The 18067-nt window shown below is 60.1% G+C and carries 15 protein-coding genes; 5 read left to right on the top strand and 10 right to left on the bottom strand.

Going from position 1 to position 18067, the window contains the following annotated elements; translation table 11 throughout:
- The 7 genes from VJ464_08170 to VJ464_08140 all read right to left on the bottom strand — a co-directional run.
- On the bottom strand, window positions 1–3261 hold a 3261-nt coding region (locus tag VJ464_08170; protein HKQ05090.1), incomplete at its 3' end, for a hypothetical protein.
- 67 nt (window positions 3262–3328) lie between these two features.
- Entirely contained in the window at window positions 3329–3841 is a 513-nt protein-coding gene (locus VJ464_08165; protein ID HKQ05089.1) for a hypothetical protein, read from the bottom strand.
- Window positions 3842–4023: 182 nt separating this feature from the next.
- Window positions 4024–4950, bottom strand: a complete 927-nt coding sequence (locus VJ464_08160; protein HKQ05088.1) for a hypothetical protein — start codon at window positions 4948–4950, stop codon at window positions 4024–4026.
- On the bottom strand, window positions 4947–7664 hold the full coding sequence (locus VJ464_08155) for an NBR1-Ig-like domain-containing protein (GenBank protein ID HKQ05087.1): 2718 nt from the start codon (window positions 7662–7664) through the stop codon (window positions 4947–4949). Before VJ464_08155 ends, VJ464_08160 begins: the two co-directional genes overlap by 4 nt.
- 603 nt (window positions 7665–8267) lie before the next feature.
- Entirely contained in the window at window positions 8268–9128 is an 861-nt protein-coding gene (locus VJ464_08150) for a sigma-70 family RNA polymerase sigma factor (protein HKQ05086.1), read from the bottom strand.
- A gap of 385 nt (window positions 9129–9513) precedes the next feature.
- On the bottom strand, window positions 9514–10245 hold the full coding sequence (locus tag VJ464_08145) for a Crp/Fnr family transcriptional regulator (GenBank protein ID HKQ05085.1): 732 nt from the start codon (window positions 10243–10245) through the stop codon (window positions 9514–9516).
- 15 nt (window positions 10246–10260) lie between these two features.
- Window positions 10261–10500 (bottom strand): hypothetical protein, encoded by a 240-nt coding sequence (locus tag VJ464_08140; GenBank protein HKQ05084.1) that lies wholly within the window; start codon window positions 10498–10500, stop codon window positions 10261–10263.
- Between the two features lie 470 nt (window positions 10501–10970).
- Here VJ464_08140 and VJ464_08135 point away from each other — a divergent pair, with 470 nt between their 5' ends.
- The 5 genes from VJ464_08135 (at window position 10971) to VJ464_08115 (ending at window position 14310) form a co-directional block, all read left to right on the top strand.
- The gene (locus VJ464_08135) at window positions 10971–11387 is read left to right on the top strand and encodes a hypothetical protein (GenBank protein ID HKQ05083.1); all 417 of its coding nucleotides are present in this window, start codon (window positions 10971–10973) and stop codon (window positions 11385–11387) included.
- 92 nt (window positions 11388–11479) lie between these two features.
- Window positions 11480–12319, top strand: coding sequence for a serine hydrolase (locus tag VJ464_08130; protein HKQ05082.1), 840 nt, complete (start codon window positions 11480–11482; stop codon window positions 12317–12319).
- A 148-nt stretch (window positions 12320–12467) separates the two neighbouring features.
- A complete protein-coding gene (locus VJ464_08125) occupies window positions 12468–13175 on the top strand; it encodes a sigma-70 family RNA polymerase sigma factor (GenBank protein HKQ05081.1) in 708 nt (235 codons plus the stop codon).
- On the top strand, window positions 13172–13435 hold the full coding sequence (locus tag VJ464_08120) for a hypothetical protein (protein HKQ05080.1): 264 nt from the start codon (window positions 13172–13174) through the stop codon (window positions 13433–13435). The genes VJ464_08125 and VJ464_08120 overlap by 4 nt, the downstream gene beginning before the upstream one ends.
- Before the next feature lie 53 nt (window positions 13436–13488).
- Window positions 13489–14310, top strand: a complete 822-nt coding sequence (locus tag VJ464_08115; protein ID HKQ05079.1) for a zf-HC2 domain-containing protein — start codon at window positions 13489–13491, stop codon at window positions 14308–14310.
- Window positions 14311–14400: 90 nt separating this feature from the next.
- On the opposite strand, the gene VJ464_08110 is transcribed toward VJ464_08115, so the two are convergent.
- From VJ464_08110 to VJ464_08100, 3 genes are read right to left on the bottom strand one after another with little or no spacing between them, the layout of a single operon-like run.
- On the bottom strand, window positions 14401–15396 hold the full coding sequence (locus tag VJ464_08110) for a glycosyltransferase family 2 protein (GenBank protein ID HKQ05078.1): 996 nt from the start codon (window positions 15394–15396) through the stop codon (window positions 14401–14403).
- The gene (locus VJ464_08105) at window positions 15389–16273 is read right to left on the bottom strand and encodes a ChbG/HpnK family deacetylase (GenBank protein ID HKQ05077.1); all 885 of its coding nucleotides are present in this window, start codon (window positions 16271–16273) and stop codon (window positions 15389–15391) included. Before VJ464_08105 ends, VJ464_08110 begins: the two co-directional genes overlap by 8 nt.
- A 52-nt stretch (window positions 16274–16325) precedes the next feature.
- Window positions 16326–18011 carry a glycosyltransferase family 39 protein gene (locus VJ464_08100; protein ID HKQ05076.1) on the bottom strand — a complete coding sequence of 562 codons (1686 nt, stop codon included), beginning with the start codon at window positions 18009–18011 and terminating at the stop codon, window positions 16326–16328.
- Window positions 18012–18067: the final 56 nt, after the last annotated feature.

Raw genomic sequence — 18067 nt, 5'->3', positions numbered from 1 at the left:
GAAGTTGTCGTAGGAATAGCTTGAGGCGAAGCCTGAGATGCTGCTGGCGCTCACCAGGGTGAGTTGGCCGAGGGCGTACTGCGCCGTGCTGCCGATGCCGTCGTAGGTGAAGTTGACGGTCGGCGTCTGGTTGATGTTGTTAGTGTAGTCTCGCTTGTAGACGCGGTTGAGGTCGTCATAGTAGTAGTTGGCGGTGACGTTGCGCGGGTCGGTGCGCGTCAACAGATTGCCGTTGCTATCATAGGTGAGGGCCATTGACCACTGACTGCGCCCGGTAATGGGGTCGGTCATGGCCGGCGTCAGGCTCGTGTTGATCTCCTGCTCTGGATTGCTCGCGCGGATCAGCCTGCCGAGCGAGTCGTACAGATAGTAGCGCTTTTGCTGGGTGCTGCCGCTGCCTTGCGTCACCTGGCGCAGATTATTCAGCACGTCGTAAACATACGTGGTTTGATAATTCAGGTGCGACGAGTCGCCCGGGTCTTCGATCACCTGAATGGTTCTGCCCAGCGCGTCACTCACAGTCTTTTTTGATTTCGCGGCAGGGTCGGTCACCGTCACCGCATTGCCGAGGTAATCCGTTGTCACCGACGCGCCGCCCGGAGCCGTGACCGTGTGGACGCGGCCCAGCCCGTCATAAGCGGTCGTCGTATAGCGCACCGTATCCCCCGTACGGTACGGGTTAGAGACTTGCGACACCCTCCCCAGATCGCCGTAGACAGTATCCACAAAGATCGAGCCGCTGCCCTCCGACTGCTCAGACCGGTAAGCCCTGCCCAGCCCGTCGAAGCGGACAGTGGCGGTAAGCGTCGTACTGGCGTCTTGTTGTTGTTGCGTCTGGACGTACAGGTTGCCGGGCGTGTCGCTATAGAAGAAAGACTTCTGCCCGCCGCCGGCAGGCGGCGTGATGCCCTTCAGGCGATCAAACGGGTCGTTGGCGTAGGACGCAGTGGTCACCTGCCCGTTCGCATTCGTGATGGTTTTCAGAAGCCCCGAAGCCAGATCGTAGTCATACTGGGTGATGAACTGTTGGGTAGACCCATGCTGCCCTGTGGCGTCAGGGACCGCGCTCTTCACAGTCGTCGCGAACGCGTAAGTATTCGACGAAGACGCGAACTCGATGACCGAGGCCTTGCCGCGTCCGTCCGTCGTCTGCACCACATTGCCGGCGATGTCGTATTGCAGCGACGTGGTGATCGGCTCGCCGGTGTTCAGCCAGGCGACGGCCGAGGTCAGGTTCCCGCGTTTATTGTAAGTCGTATCATAGAGCGCATCGTGTCCGACGAGGCTGGCGCGGTTTTGCGCCGCCGTCTGGTCATAGTAAAAATGGGTCTGGGCGAACAGCGTCTTCGCCCCGTTTATGGAAGATACGGCGTAGACCCTGCGCTCCTGCGGCAAGCTGCGCAGGTAAGGCCGATGGTTAACGTCTGCTTCGATGCCGGTGCCGGTATAGTCGATGTTGTTCGACTCATTCGTCGTCACATGGTCAATCTCGGTTCTCCGCACCGGATACGTTGGGGGGCTGGAAATTCCATAATCGTACTCTTCAATCACCTTTTGATTGTTGTAGCCATCGTACTCGTAATGCTGCTTGGCCACCTGGCCGGTTTGAACCAGGGTGGACTTAGAATCGGTCAGTCGCGGGTTATTCTCCGGCGCGTCATCGGCGGTCCCGGTCCACCACCCCGGAGAGGTTTGAAGAAAGGTTTGCTCGCCGCGTTGCAGCGCCGTCACGCCGTCCGAATCGAACGCCTCGGTCTTATACTCCTTCCCGGTCTTCCAGGGGCTGTATTCGACACTGAGCGGTTGAACGGTCGCGCTGCCATAGAAGTAATGGCGATTCGCCAGCAAGGCGGTGTTGGGGTCTGAGCCATATTCTTTGACATCCACATAACCGGCGTTGCTGGGCGGCCCGATGGGGGGCACCCAGGTTTCCGGCACGCTGTAAGTCATGCGACTCTCGTAGGCCGTGCCGGCGGCGCTGCTCGGGTAGACGCGGCGTTCGAGCACTCTGCGATAAATCGCCGTGCCATTGATCACGCCGCCCGTCAGCGCGTTGTTCATGCCCGCCCCCCAGTCATATTCGGTCGCGCCTCCGCTGGGCAGTTCGACGCGGGCCAGCTCGCCGTAATCGTTGTAATAAAACTTATAAGAACTGGTGCCATCCGCCAGCCACACGGCGGTGATAACGGTTGGGCTGAAGCGCGTCTGGTCGGACCCTGGGACGTCCGGGAACAGGTAGCTCATCGGCCGGGTGCGCGGAAAATCGGGTCGTAAGGCTGTGCCCAAACCGCCCTTGGAAATGCGGATGGTCCTTGGTGTGCCTGCAAACCCTTGATAGTTTATCTCATCACAGATGCCATATTGGCCGCCGGCATCAACGTCATAGCTGAATGTCACCTGCCGGTTCAGCGAGTCAACGATCTTGGTCACCCGGCCATCAGCGCTCCCGAACTGATCGACATGCTCGTAATAGAAGTTGACGCGATTGCCGTTGCGGTCCTGTATCCACCGGACCAGGCCACCGTCAATTCGATAGCGTGTGCCGTCGCCCAGAAGCAAGTAGCCGGCCGGATACGCCGGAGCTACCGTGTCGTCATATATCGGGAGCAGTGTGCCATCAGGCTGGCAGGAGATAAAGGTCGCCGACGAGCCATCGGCGGTGGTGAATACGGAGCCGCGGAGGTAGAAATGTGGATGGAGTGGCTGACTCAAATCCACGAGCTGTGGCGCGCCGTTGCTGATCGCGTCTCGCAGTTCGAATTCCGTGCCGTCCGAGGCGGTGAAGGTGAATCGGGTAAGCGTTCTCTGTGGATAGGTCGCGCCGTCAATATCCTGCTGTTCCCCATCGGTGCCCGCCCGCCCTTCCAGGACTCCCGGGCCATAACCCACCTGATAACCTGTCCACCAATTGTAGGTTGCATAATAGACAGGGCCACACGGAGAGCATGAAGTGAACGGGACGACCCGCCAGCGCTCCTCGATTTTCAACATGACCGGAACCTGCGTTGCCCCTCGCCCACCCACCTTCAGCAGCGGCAAATGGAAATTCAGGTTGCCGTTGAATAGGTTGACGCTATCAAACCCGCTGAGCGGATAGGAGCCGAACGGGGTGCCAGGCGTCAGAGAGGGTGGCGTCATGCCGCCTGCGTCGCCTTGAGCTTTTGCGCTCCCCGAAAGGGCAAATAGTAAAAGCAGGCTGCTGAAGCAGATCATGCCTCGGGCGATCAAGCTGGTGTTCGTCCGCTTCGCTCGGGTTTTCATGGGTGCTATCCTCACAATTCGTTCCGCTGTCATCGGGCCAGTCAACTAAAGTTATTAATGAATTCGATCACTTCGCCGTGATGGTAATTGTGCAGCGCCAATCCGGGTGATAGGCTTCGCTTAGCACATACTGCCCAGGCGGGAGGTCCAGTGCTTGGGCTAAATCATGTTTGTTCCTTGGTATCGGCCTATCATTGATTCGATTACCAGTCACGGCATCGAGGCGGAGTTGGATGGTTTGTAGACCGCTGCGATTCTCGACGGCCAATACGAATAGGCCCTTAGGCTCAGTTATTTCGGAAGGCTCAAAGCCGTTTGGGCGGACCGTGACGACGGCGGCCTTTACAGCCGAGGCGGGAGGCTGAGCGGCAGCAGCGCGGGCCGGCAGCGGGCCCGCGGCACTGACCCTAGCCGGCGCACTGGCCGGCGGCATGGACATTTCTTTATTAAAAGCGCGCACGGCGAATGTGGTCATGGTAACTCCGACCACTAAAGGGCAGGCCAAGACCAGTAATCTGAGCCTGCTTTTGTTCTTACCCGCAAATCGCAATTGAAAGTGCTTAAATCGGTTTGATCGCATTGGTCATGTCTCCTTCGTTTGCTGCGAACGGAATCACCTGTTCGGAATAATTGCCTTGACGAGCGGCTGTTTCATTTGCGCCTGATTAATGCTGATGCGCCAGGCAAGACTGCCCCTGCCCGGAATGCTACCTTTTTACCGCCGTGCTTCATTGACCCGCTGACTGCCGAATCCTCTGACCATCAATTGGGCTTCTGAAAGAGCGTGTCGGGCATCTGCTGGTTCAGTCGCACGCTGTCGAAATCAACGCGGAAATCAACCCTGCCACCCAGCCAGTGCGTCACCTGCATCGGCCACAGCACCCCTTCCACCTGCCGCCAGTTCGCGAAATCCACCCGCACGTCCAGGGACGCCGTCGCCGGGTCGTCCGCCACCTGCTGCGGGTCTTCGGGCTCCAGCCAGCGCGCCGCCACCACCACCGCGTTTTCTTTATCAACGTAGTAGTCGATCAGCCGCCGGTCGGTAGACTGCCGCCGGGAGGCGGACATAGGCCCGATGAGGTCCTCGACTTCCACCTGCTCCAACACCGTCGGCACCTGCCGCGTCGCCCCCTGCCAGGGTGTCGCCGGGCGGTAATCCTCGATCCGTCGCCCAGCCTCGCGATAGCTCGCCCCACCAGCCCGCGTCACAAACAGCCGCTCGGGCGAGGCCCGCAGCCAGGCGCGGATATCACGCGCCTGTTGCGCTGTCAGGGTCGCGGCTCCGGCCTTCCATGCCTCCTGGTGGTCGAAGCCCAGCACCTCGGTTGGCATCCCCAGCCCCATCTCGACGCGCAGGCGATCCGGGTACTTCCGGTAGAGGGTGATGCCGGTGCGCCCGGTCACCGCGCCGTTGCGGTCATAGCTAGTCATGACCCCGTGCGCCACTGAGTTGAGTACGGGCGTTCCCCAACCATGCTTGGCCCGCGCCCGCTGCTCGACGTCTGCCGCCGCCGTTGCTACCGTGGCCGACGCCGGCGCGCCGCTCCATAGTGCCCGCACCTCGCCAGTTTTGACTGCCAGGGTCACCCGGCTCAGCATTGTCCTGCCGGGTTTGCTCATGCCGCCGACAGCCAGCAGGCAGGTGAAGGCCGCTGCCAAAACGATTCGCCGTTGGTTATTCAATTTCATTGGACTTTCCTTATGCGGTTGTTCGCCGTATCCACAACGTAGACCTCGCCGCTTGGGCCGACGGCGACGCCGCGCAGGCCATTGAATTGCGCCGCCGTGCAACTGCCGTCGGCAAAGCCTGCGGTCCCGGAACCGGCGTAGGTGCTGACCGTCCCGCTCGCCACCAGGAGCCGCCGCAGTCGCTGGTTATCGCGGTCGGCGACGTAGACAGCTTCGCCGCTGGCGGTATTGGCCCAGGCAAGGTGCGTGGGATAGTTGAAGATGGCCGCAGTGCCCGTGCCATCGGCGTACCCTGTGCTGCCCGAGCCGGCCAGTGCCGTCGCCGTGCCACTCGTGTCCACCCGCCAGATCTTCTGCGTCGCCTGGTCGCTGACGTACAACATTCCGCTCGCCTGGCTGACCGTAATCCCCACCGGCATGGTGATTGTGCCCGCTCCCACCAGCGTCGTTGAGGTGCCATCCTGGCCAATCTTGCGGATCACGCCGTTGCCGGTGTCGGCGACATATATAGAGCCATCCGATGCGACGACGATGCCTTGCGGAGTGTTGTACTGGCTTTGTGATGAATTGCCGTCCGTGTAGCCGATGCCGCCGATGCCCGAGAAGGCTGACAGTCGCCACTTGGTCGAAGTCGGCGGCAGCAGCTTGCGAATCACGTGGTTATCCGTATCGGCCACCAGCAGCATCGTTACTACGCCATTGACGTCGGTCACTGCGGCGATGCCGCGCGGGTAGCGGAACCGCGCCAGGTAGGGATCGGTGTTATCTTGGAAACCGGCAACGCCGCTACCGGCCAGGAGGATCGACTGGCCAGCGTTGGTCCCCTCAAGATAGATCATACGGATGCGCTGACCATCCGTATCGGCGACGAACAGCGCATGTTTTTGGCTCACCGGGTCTATGGCGATCACCGCCGCCTGCGGCTGCTTCCACTCGGCAGCCGTGCCGGTCCCTTCGACGTAGCCCGAATTCCCATCACCTGAGAAGGTGCTCGCCTGCGGGCAGCTGCCTGAGCCGCTGGCTTGCGTCGTCGCACTCGCCTCGTTGGAATAGCCGGAATCGCCCGACGAGTTGCTGTGTGCTTTAATCCGATAGTAGTAAGTTGTCGAAGGCGACAGGGTGTTATCCGAATAGCTGATGACATTGGCGCTGGGCGAAGTGATCACCTGGTAGGTACCGGCAGCACCCGTCTTGCGTTCTAGGGTGAAAGAATCTTCGTTGCTGCTGTTGTCGGTCCAGAGAAGGTTAACCTGGCTGCCGGAAACCGCGCTGGCTGTCAGGTTGGTCGGCGCCGCCGGCTGGCCGCCACAGCTCAGGTGGACGGTGACCTGCGACAGGATCACTGCCGGTGAGTTGGTCGTATCTACCAGGTAGAAGACCGTGCCTTCGGTCACCCAGTCACCGGTCCACCAAGACCCGCTTATCGTACTGCCAAATTCCGCGCCGCTGTCGGGGTTGCCGATGCGTACTCTCACCGAGCTGGTGTTCGTCGTCGCCCAGGTGATCTGCGTCCTACCGGCGCCGCTGCAAGTCGAAATGGGGTTGGGGTCGGCTACGATTGTGCCCGTCGGCCCGGTGCACCCGGCAGTGGTCAGGTGGACCGTCGTCGTCGCCAGGGTATTCGCAGGATCATTTGGTTGGTTATCGGTGGCGTCCTGCAAATAGAAGACCATACCGTCATACACCCAGTTGCCGGTGGCCCAAGAAAACTCACCGCCGGCGCCGGTTTGGCCGAAGAGCGGCCCATCACACGTGTTGAGGTGAACTTCAACCTGCGTGGTCCATACCGATGACCAGTAGATGGTCGTCGATCCTGCACCGGAGCCGTTGCAGACCTGAATCGGGTTGGGAGTTGCGCGAATGCTGCCGCTGCGAACGCGGACCGGCAGGTTGGTCGACATCTGACCGAAATAGCTGGTGCCATGCTTCATCCGCCACTGGAAGTTGTAAGAGCCTGTGGGTGATGGGGCGGTCACTGTGAACGTGAAGGTAACGGCGGCGCCGGGGGCGACCGTAGAGGGCACGACGACCTGGTTCAACCCCCAGACGGTGTTGTCCTGCGGGTTCTGCGAGCCGAGCGAGTAGCTGCCCGGCGTCCACGTCGTCGTCCCTGTGTTCGTCAGGTTGAGCGAGACGCTGTAGCTCTGGCCGGCGTTCATGGCAGGAGAAGCCGCCACCCAGTTGACGACCGCGTCGTCGGTGCCCGTGCCGGCTTGATTGACGGTAAAGGTCTGCGCCTGAACCATGATCGTGCCAGTGCGCGCCGCGCCGTTGTTGGCCGCAAGAGAGAAAGTTACGGTGCCATTGCCGGTGCCGGTGCCTGAGGTGATAGTAATAAAGCTGTTGGTGGCGGTCGCCGTCCAGTTGCATCCACCCTGCGTCGTCACTGCGAACGAGCCGCTGCTTGCCGTCGCCGGGTACGAACCGCTGGTCGGCGACAATGTATAAGTGCAGTTCTGGGCGGGCTCCTCAGTAGCCACCAGCTTGCCGCCGGCGTAGACGTACTCTTTAGAGGGCGAATTGGTTGCCAAGCTTTGAGTAGCAACCTGATCGCCGGCCTGTGGGGAGGGCTTCGGCGACCACAGGCTGCCCATCCGAGCCGCCGCCACGCCAGCCAGCAACAAGCTCACCAGGAGACTGGCGACCAGCCTGGCCCGCCTTCTGCCCTGCGGTAATGGGCGCTCAGTTCTCCTGCGGCTCTTCCTCTTTGACATCCCTTTTTCCTTTCTCCGGACACGTGACTACGGGCGCGCGGTGGCGCTCGGCCCGGCTGACTGCCGGGCGACCGTAATCCAACGACCCGCGGCGGCGCGTCATCAGCGCCCGCCACGTGACCACTTTCTCTCCCTCATAGACATGGATTCTCGGCCCTACGGTTGTTGCTATGGCCGGAGAATTTTTTTTGCTTTAGCTCTAATTTTTTTGGCGGGCTTCAGGAATAGCGTTAGATAGGCTTAGGATTCTTGTAGCTGGCGGCTGGGCGCAGGCTAAGGCTTACACTCAAGGCAGATGAGGAAACTCACCAACTCGCAGCAGTTGTCGCAGCCAACCAGGTGTGCTTCGACAAGTCGCCGCTCTTCAGACGTTGCCGTGTGCCTGACGTAAGCGGCGATGATCTCTTCTGCCGGGCAGCAATGTGCCACACTTCACCTCGATTTTTAACCTGGATACGAAGGCGGCCTGCTGGGGTCCCTTCATTGGTATAGATACTCATAAGCAGGCCCGTTGCTGTCAAGCTCAGGTGCACCGGCCCACTTCGGAGGCCGGTAGCCAGAGCCGATCAGGTATAAGCCGCTCTGGCCTCTGGCCATGACTTTTCAGGCGACTGCGCGCATGGCAAGCACTGCGTATTCAGGATCGGCAACCATTTCGGCAATACACTCTTCAACGGCTGCAAAGGTGAGCCGATTCTGCGTCCGTAGGCCGGTGATGATTTCGTTTTTTAGCTTGCCATGTGTCCGCTCAAGCTGCCGCGTAATGCTGGAGCGGTTGACGTCGAGCAGGCGGGCGATCTCGCTCGCCTTCAGCCCTTCAAGGTAATGCAGACGCACGATCAACAACTCGCGAGCCGACAGCTTGGCCGATAGCTGCGGCAGGGCTTGGTGAATCAGCCGCCGGTAGCGTGCTCGCCTGACCCCGGCTTCCATGCGCGCCAGGCTTTGGTCATCAATGAGCTCAACGTGATCACTCAATTGTTCTAAGCGGTTTCCGCCACGCTGCCGCTCTTTGAGCGACAGGCGCTTGACGACCACCGCCAGCCAGAAGCCGAGTGAGCTGCGCCCGTCGAACGAGGCGATGCGGCAGCGGCCTGCCGTATCGGGTAGGAAGACATGACCCATGGCGCTGTCGGCGAGCTCATCGGCCTGTGACCTGGACGGTATGATGCGCCGAGCCACTTCACGCGCGGGTTGCTGATAAAGCAACGAAAACCGCCGCCAGGCGGCTTCGCTCGCCTGCGCGCAGGCCATCGCCAGGTACAGATCGCCGGTGTGCAATCTCTCGAAACAAGCCAGCGCCTCCGATAGTGAGAACCCGGATGTGAGCTGATGGCTGACAACCGCATCGAGCCGTGCGACATAGGTTATGAAATTTACGGCCAAGTCACCATGAAGGGAAATCGCTTCATGGTAAGCTTTCTCATAAAGCAGTCCAAGTTCAGGCCAGGGAAGTTGTTGCAAGCTACTGCCTCCAAGTACATGTTTTAAGCAGGCATACAGCGCCAGAGAGGGGAATTAGCCATACGGTTACATAGGAAAGCCAAGCTAAGATACCGGGCGAAAGTTAGCCGCCGGCATGAAGTATCCTGGCGCTAAAACGACCTTGCTCCCGGCGCACAAATCTCCTTAGGAGAGTACCCGGGCGTTATCGAGGTGCAGGCCGCCGGCACGCTCTCTGAATGGAAATGTTTCCGGAGTAATACGTAGGGTCGTCCTATCCCTTGCTCGTTTATGTGAAACTGATTCTTATGGTCAGCCCGGGGGCGCTGAATGTCCTTCGCTCCACCCAGCGAAGAAAAATATCATACACGCGGAGGGAAACCATTGTCTGTCACATGGGGGACACTCAGGGCATTATTTTTTGATCGTATACAGTTTTTTCAAAACCGCGCTTGACCACCCCGTAACACTCGCAAGAGGCCATTTCTAGGCCGCTACGGTCGAGAATCAAGATCTGACCACGCATGTAACGTATAAGCTCCTTTTTCTGCAATGAGTGGACTGCCCCATTGAGGCGTTGCCGCGCCGAACCGAGCATCTGAGAGAGGGCAACTTGCGTAAGGTTGAACCCATTCGCCTTTGTACGGTCATGCGTGGTCAGAAGCCAGCGGCAGAGGCGCTGCTCAATGGTGTGAAAGCGGTTGCAGATGGCCGACTGTGCAATCTGCTTGATTAGGGTGTAGGTGTGGCGCAACAGCAGGTCGCGCAGCGCCGTCTGATGCTTGAGCTCTTCTTTAAGCAATGCGGCACTCATTACATAGGCGGCACCGGCAATCTGCACCGTCATCCGGTAAGGGGTTGTCTCACTGCCCCAGAAAATAGGCATCCCGACCATCCCCTCATTACCGACCATTGCGATTTCAATCGTTTCGGCCTCGGACGTGGTCGAGAGTACAGACACCATACCGGTGTTGGGGAAATAAACCTCACGGATAGATTCACCAGGGTGGTAAATAACCCTGCTTTGAGTCAGGTTGACCAGTTTTAAATTAGGAAAAAGGCGGTCGAATTCGGAAGTCGGCAAACTCATCAGGATCAAGTTCTGGACCGGGCGATTCGACTTTTGGCGGTTGGCCATTGAATGAGCCATTATCTATAAAGTGCCGTGCAACTTGAAATTATTACAGGCGATTTCCGAAAACGTTGAAGCGACGCAGGACGCCCAGTGATTGGCGCGGGCAGCAGCCGCTTTCGCATCGGACGTATCAGCAACTTCCAGAGCAGGATCTCTGAGCGAGGAGAAGACCGGTTTATCCGGCGAAGCCCCAATCGCATAAAACAGATTGTGAAGTCTGGCTGCGTACGCCCACATCATCATCAGCTTGACTGGCACGGCCCAGTCTTTTGCCCATTCTACATAGATGAATTCAGTGCTTACCCATCTTACCCAAGTTCTTCACGGTGGAGGAAGTGGCCAATCTCTTACGGGTCTCAACTCGCTCGGTCTATGAATGGGTTTCCCAAGGCACGATCCCCCATCGTAAGGCGGGCCGCCGGACCATCTTTCTGGCCGATGAAATCTTAGAGTGGATGCGTTCGGAAGCGCCGGCAAGGCTATAGCCTCCGCACATGAACTTCATGTATGATTGCGTCAGCCTTTCGATGGTCAGTGGCTGGAGAGGAAGGTTCAAGTGACGGTAAGAAAACAAGGTGACAAGTGGTATTACGACTTCATGGTTCGTCACACATGCTATCGGGGCGCTCTCAAGACACCGCCTTGAGAATTGTCACAAAATTGTCACGAGCGCCGTCGAGTACCCTGTGGCAGTGAACGCGTGACTTGCAGGCGGAAAGGATAAGACTTTGGAAAGCAGGCGCAAAACTGAAGAAGAATCACGTAGTCCCAGATTTTCGCCGGGCGGCACGCCGGGCGGCATCGGCATGTTTTTATTCGGACTGGCCTTGGCCATCGCCGGCGGCTACCTGATCATGAATCAAGTGCAAGTGACGAGCGGTTACTGGCACTGGTGGGGGCCGAACACCTTCGGGCTGACGCTGTTGCCGCTGGTCATCGGCATCGGGCTGTTGTTCTTTAATGGCCGCTCGATTGCCGGCTGGCTGCTGGCGGGCGGCGGTGCCGTGATCATCTTCGTCGGCATCATCTCGAACCTGCAAGTCTATTTCCAACAGACCAGCCTGTTTAACACCATTCTGATGTTGACGCTGTTTGCCGCGGGGCTCGGCCTGATGGCCCGCGCCCTCAAACGTTCTGAACGATGATGCTGATTAAAAAAACTCCCGCGCCCTGCCTGGCTCTGGCCTTGGGCGCCATGATTTTTTGCAGCCTCGCGCTTGCGGCCGAAGCGCGCCCGGTGAAGGAATCGTCTCTCAACGAGGCGCGCAAAAAAATTGCCGAGCTGGTCACAGCGAGCGGCGCTGAAATTGTCGCGGTCGCCTTCCACGACCTCGCCAGCGGCAGTGAGCTGCTGATTAACCCCGACGCCAACTTTCACGCCGCCAGCACCATGAAGGTGCCGGTGATGATGGAAATCTATCGCCAGGCGGCGGCGGGCGGGCTGTCGCTCGACGACCGCCTGCCGGTCAAGAACGATTTTCTGAGCATCGCCGATGGCAGTCACTTTTCGATCTCGGCCACAGACGACAGCGAGCCGTCGCTTTACAAACGCATCGGCGAGACCGCGACTATCCGCGAGCTGATGCGTCTGATGATTATTGCCAGCAGCAACCTGGCGACGAACATTTTGATCGAGCGTGTGCAGCCCGCGCGCGTGATGGAGCTGATGCGCGAGATGGGCGCGCACAACATCCGCGTGTTGCGCGGCGTCGAAGACGGCAAGGCGTTCGACCGTGGCTTGAACAACACGACGACGGCGCGCGACCTGATGATCCTGTTGCGCCGCATTGCCGCGGGCCACGCCATATCCCGGCAGGCTTCTGATGAAATGATCCGAGTGATGCTCGATCAGCAATTCAACGAAGGCATCCCGGCGGGCCTTGCCAAAGACGCGCGCGTCGCGCACAAGACCGGCTCGATCACCCGGATCAATCACGATGCCGCGATCATCTTTCTGCCCAACCGCAAGCCTTACGTGCTGGTCGTGCTGACGCGCGGCCTCAGCGACGAAGCCCGCGCCCACCGACTGATCGCCGACATCTCGCAGACGATTTATCAATCGCTCATCGGTCATTAGTCTCTCGTTCTTCTTACAAAGAATCATCCGGCTGTCAGACAATCCCGCTTGCCGCCGTCAACCGCATTGGGCTTTGGCGCGAAGAAAGCCCGATGTTAGAATGCGCACGCCGGAGATAGATCAATTACACGTTCTCAAGAGTGCGCGCATGACCGATAGCACCGCGGCTGGAACCGAGATCAATGACCGCAGGCTCGACGAGCTGAGCGACGAAGAACTGGTGGACTGCTTCCTCGTCGGCCAGAAGACCGAGCGCGAGCGCGCGCACCTCTGTTTCGAGACCTTGATCGCCCGCTATCGCGGCTTGATCAATCACGTCGTCCGCTATTCGCAATACCGCTACCCGGAATGGGACGCGGCGGACGATGTGGTGTCGCGGGCGATTTATAAAATCTATCGCGGGCTGCGGCTGTGGCGTCGTGAGGGGAAACTGTCGAGCTTCATCGCGCGCATCACGCAGAGCGAGATGATTGATACGATCCGCCGTGTGCGCCGCGACAAGTCGTGGACGCCGCGCCCGGCGGCTGACCCTGACGACGACGAGCCTTCGGAAGTCGAGCGCGCGCCGGCGCTGACGCTATCGCCCGAGGCCGAGGCGATTCGTAGCGAGCAGCGCGAGATCGTTGATCAACTGCTCGGCGATGTCTGCCGCGACTGGAAAGATTCGGTGATCGTCAGCGACTACATCATCCTGGGGCGCAACGCGACCGAGATCGCCGGCGAGTTCGCCATGTCGGAAGACCTGGTCTATCAGCGCGCGCACCGTTTGAAGGAGCGGTTGAGGAAATGGCTTGAGGCGCATGGCTTCACCTCGGCAAACGCCGTGCTGGGCGGCGCGAAGAAGAAAAAGCAATGAGCGTGAACTGGCTGACAACGGCGCAACAGGCGTCGAGCTTATTTTCCATTTTCAGCGAGGCAACCCGCATGGACGAGCATCCGTTAATGACCGATTCGAAGCAGCGCGTGGCGCTGGAGTTGATGCTGCTCATCGTTGACCGCGAGCACAAAACGAAGATCGAAAAGCCCGACGCGCGGACTTATTACCTGTCGCTCTATAGCCAGTGCCTCAAGGTGGTGTCGGGCGATGCGGCGGAAAACCCATCCCCGCAAAGTTGAATCCAAGGAAGTGACACATTCGCCCCGGCGAGTGTGAGCAGGCAGGTGAGATCATGGCACGAAAGTCAGCGCATCCAAGCAGACAGTTGTTCGATTACCTGAACGGCGCGGCCAGCGACGAGGCGCGGCAACAGGTCGAGCGACATCTGAGCGATTGCGCGGACTGCGCCGCCATCGCCCGCCTGGTGCGCGCCTTGAAGGATCACGCTGCCGAAGACGGCGACCCGGCGACACCAGCCGACGCCGCTTCAATCAACTCTCAAGACGATCACCCGGATGTCGCGGCGCTCGCCGCGTTCTTCTACAGCCGCTCGTCGGGTGAGCGCGATGCGCGGGTCGCGGCGCACGCCGCGCAGTGCCGCCATTGCGTTGCCGAGATCGCTCTGTACGCCGAGGCCGAGCGCGCCGCCGCGGCGTATGAGCCGGCGGCGACAGAAGCCGACGCGGTGCCCGCCGCCGTGTGGGAGATGCTGCGCGGCTGGGAAGAGAACGCCTACGCGCAGCCGAAGCCCGCAAGCGAGATGGTCAACCATGAGTTGCTGGCGAAACTGATGAGCGTCTTGCGCGAGCAGCGGCAAGCATCGGGAGGCGTAGCGGGCGAAGGCGTGGTGCCGGTAACCATCATTGACCGCGAAGGCCGCGTGCGCGGCGTCGAGTTGTTCAAGCGCGACACCAACGCCGAAGGCGAAAGCATCCTCAAGCACGTCAGCGCCTCGGCGCAGCACGACGCCAAGCCGGTTCATGTGCTGCTCGACTTTGGCGACGAGAATCGCGTGATTCTCTCCGAGCACGTCGAGCGTGACACGCTGCGTCTCAAGCCGATCATGCGCCGCACTCAGCCGCTACGCGCCGACTATTTCATCATTGAAGATTGATAAGAAGGAAGTCAGGAGTCAGAATGGAAGAGGACGTCGGCTCCGCCTGCGTTTTTTATTCTGACTCCTGACTCCTGACTCCGTTCCGTGTCACTTGTCACTTGTCACCGTCTTCCCGGTGATGATTCGCTCGATTGAATAGATGGGCTTGCCCTGCGACTCGAAGTAGGTGCGGCTCAACATCTCGCCGATCAACCCCGAAGTGATCAACTGCACGCCGGCCAGGATCAACACCGCGCCGAGGATCATCAGCGGCCCGTGCTGCTCGAAGAGGTCCGAGCCATACAGTAGCTTCTTCGCCAGCATCCAGAGCATGATCAACATTCCGGCCATCGTGCTCAGCAGGCCGAGCGGCCCGAAGAAGTGCAGCGGGCGGGTGACGTACTTCAGCAGGTAGCGGATCGTCAGCAGGTCGAACAACACCCGCACCGTTCGCGACAGGCCATAATGCGAGCGCCCGCCCGGCCGCTCGATGTTCTTGATCGGCACCTCGACGATGGTCGCGCCGTTCCACGAAGCCAGCGCCGGGATGAAGCGGTGCATCTCGCCATAGAGCTTGATCTGCTTGATCGTGTCTTTGCGATAGACCTTGAAGGTCGTGCCGAAGTCATGAATGTTGACGCCCGATAACCTGGCCATCAGCCAGTTGGCAATGCGCGACGGCAAGCGGCGCAGCAGGAAATTATCCACACGCTTTTTGCGCCAGCCGCTGACGATGTCGCAGCCGGTCGCTCCCAGCGTCGCCAGCATCCGCGGAATATCCGCGGGGTCATGTTGCAGGTCGCCGTCCATCGAGATAATCACGTCGCCTTCGGCGTAATCAAAGCCTGCGGCCAGCGCCACCGTCTGACCGTAGTTGCGCTTCAGCCGGATGGCGACGACACGCGGGTCGGCGGCGGCAATCTCTTTCAACGCCGCGAGCGTGCGGTCGCTGCTGTGGTCGTCAATGAAGATGAATTCGACCGGCTCGAAGCGGTTGCTCATCACTTCGGACAAGCGCTGATAAAGCTCGCGGACGCTCTCTTCCTCGTTGTGAAACGGCACGACGACGGAATAGCGAGGGGCTTCGATTTCACTTTCAAACATGCTCGACAAACTCCTGATAATTGATGAGCCGCACCTGTTGTGTGGCAATGGCGCGGCGCACGTTATCATCGCTCAACGCTTCAAGCTCGCGCTGGCGCTCACGCTTCAATCGCGTCGCCGCGCGCTCCAACTCATCATCATACACGGCGGGGTGGCACATCAACTCAGTGGTGCCGTCGCGCAAGGCTTCGATGATGCGCCGCGCGGCTTCCGCATCGAGCAATCCGGTCAGGCGCACGCCACAGAAAAAGTCCGGCGCTTGCAAACCATAATCTCGGACAAGGCGATGAAACGTCCGGGCGCGGGCCGCCACTGTAGCCGACATCACAAACTGCTTCAAGTAAATGCCGCGCCGGGCGCGGGCCGCCCCTCCTGTTATAACCGGCGCCCGCCAGCTTTCAAACGGATTGCGCACGGCGCGGACGCCGAAGGCGCTGGCGACGCGCGCCAGCGCCTTCATCACCAGCGGCTGGGTGTGCGTGTGTTTGTGCGAGTCGAAGTGCGTCGGCGTAATCCCTGCGCGGCGAACCCGCTCGACTTGCGCGGCGAACTCGCGCTCCAGATGCTCGACGCGCACCCTGCCGCGCGCCAGCCGTTTAATTAAATCGGTGAGCGTGCGCGGCAGCAAGCCATCGCGGTCAACCAGCGAGGCGATCTCGGGGGCGGGCGCGAGCGGGCGCCCGCCGACCGCAACCAGATGGCAGCCTACGCCAAGCTGCGGGTTGGCCCGCGCCATCGTTACCGCTTCGTCAAAGGCGTCGCCATTGGCCATCAACGTCGCGCTCGTCAGAATGCCGCTTTCAAAAGCCCGCAGAATCCCGGCATTGACGCCGCGCGTGAAGCCGAAGTCGTCCGCGTTGACAATCAATCGTTTCATCAGAAGGTGACGAGTGACCAGTGACAAGAAGGAGACGAGACCTTGGGCCTTGTCACTTGTCACTTGTCGCTCGATAGACTCGCGCGGCGGCCGCGCCGCCGTAGTCGCTCGACTGCACGATGGGAAAGGTGCGCTCGATGAATTCGTAATTCTCGCGGTTCTCGAAATAGACGCGGCCCGGTTGCAGCAGCACGTAATCGGGAGCACGCTCGCTCAGGGTGAAGCCCGGCTGCGACATAATCTCGACTTGAATGTCGGACCGTCGGTAACGCTGCAAATAGTATTCGACAACGCCGGGAATCTCTGTCGCCAGTCGCGCCCCCGGCGGCGCGTTGTCGGCGATGTAGCGGATACTTTCTCTCGCCCCCAGGTCATAAAACTCGTCGTGCGGGAAAAAGTAGCCGACCCGCTGGCCGCCCAGTGTGTTGAGATAAAGATTCGGGAACGGCAGGCTGCCGAGCATGCTGACCGCCGGCGTAACCAGAAATACAATGGCGAGCGCGGCGGCTGCCAGGCTCGCCGCAACCGGCGAAGGCGTCAACTGCCGCGCCCGCGCTGCCAGCCAGCGCCACATCACCAGGATGCCGATGGCCGCGGTCATATAAACCAGCGGCATCAGCGACAGCGTGTAGCGCAAGAACTTGGTGCCGATCAGCGACATCGGCAAGAGCCAGAAGATCAGCATCAGACGCAGGAAGAGATAGCCGCGCGATTGCGGGTAGGGGCCGCGGTGGCGGAAGATTTCGACGACGCCGACGGTGAACGCCAGCAACACCGGCAGCGGCACCTTGACGAGCAGAAAGAGGAAGTAAAAGTACCACGGGTTGCCGCCCGGCGTTTGCAACACGTCGTTGATGAACAGCTTACCCATCACAACGTAGCCGTGGTGCGTCAGCAGGTCTTCGTTGACGTACTTCAACAGGTAGCGCCAGGTCTGCGGCACGAAGACCGCCGGGTTGAAGATGACGAACGCCAGGACCAATCCGCCGAAGTAGCGGCCCCACATCCGCCGCGTCAGCGGGCGGTTGTTGCGGCTGTCGTAGCCGACCAGCGTGTAATAGAGCGAGTTCAGGCCGAAATAGTGGGGGAAGTATTTCGACGCCATCATCAGCCCGAAGGCCGCCCCCGCCAGCGCGTACAGCGTCTCTTGCCGACGCTCGTCGTCCGCCCATTGTGACTTTGCCAGGTGGTAGAGGTAGAAGCCGCAGAACATGAAAAAGACGAGCAGCGTGTCTTCTTTGTCAACGCGGCTAAACCAGACGGCGTTGATCCCAAAGGCCCACAGCAGCGCTGTGATGACGCCGGCTCGGAAGCCGAGCAAAGCGGCGGTGAGCAGCAGCAGCGGAATCACGGTGAGTGCGCCGAACAGCGCATTCGGCAGGCGCATCGCCGCCTCTTCGCTAATACCGAGGTGCAGCGGCGTGCCGGCAAAATGGTTCCAGGCGCTCGCCGTTTGCAGCGATGCGTAACAGAGCATCTTCATCACCATCGGGTGCTCGGTGTTAACTGTGAAGTCGCCCTGCTCGTAGGCGCGCAGCGCGAAGACCTTGTTGGCTTCGTCTTCGGCGAGGCTGGCGGCGCCAATCTGGTAGGCGCGGGCGGCGAAGGCCAGGACAACCAGGCCGCAAATCACCAGCCGGCGGTGGCGTTCGAGACGGTCGAAGAAGCCGGGGCGAGTGGCTACTTGAGGCGGCTTAAAATCTGCGAAGCTGACTTCGAGATCGTCTACGGTTCGCATCCCCTGTGACTCCAGCAAAGATTCAACACGCTGTCCATCCCAAAAGAGTCGTGAAG

This window comes from Blastocatellia bacterium (assembly GCA_035275065.1).
Taxonomy (GTDB): Bacteria; Acidobacteriota; Blastocatellia; order UBA7656; family UBA7656; genus DATENM01.
This window is presented reverse-complemented; position numbering and strand designations above follow the sequence as displayed.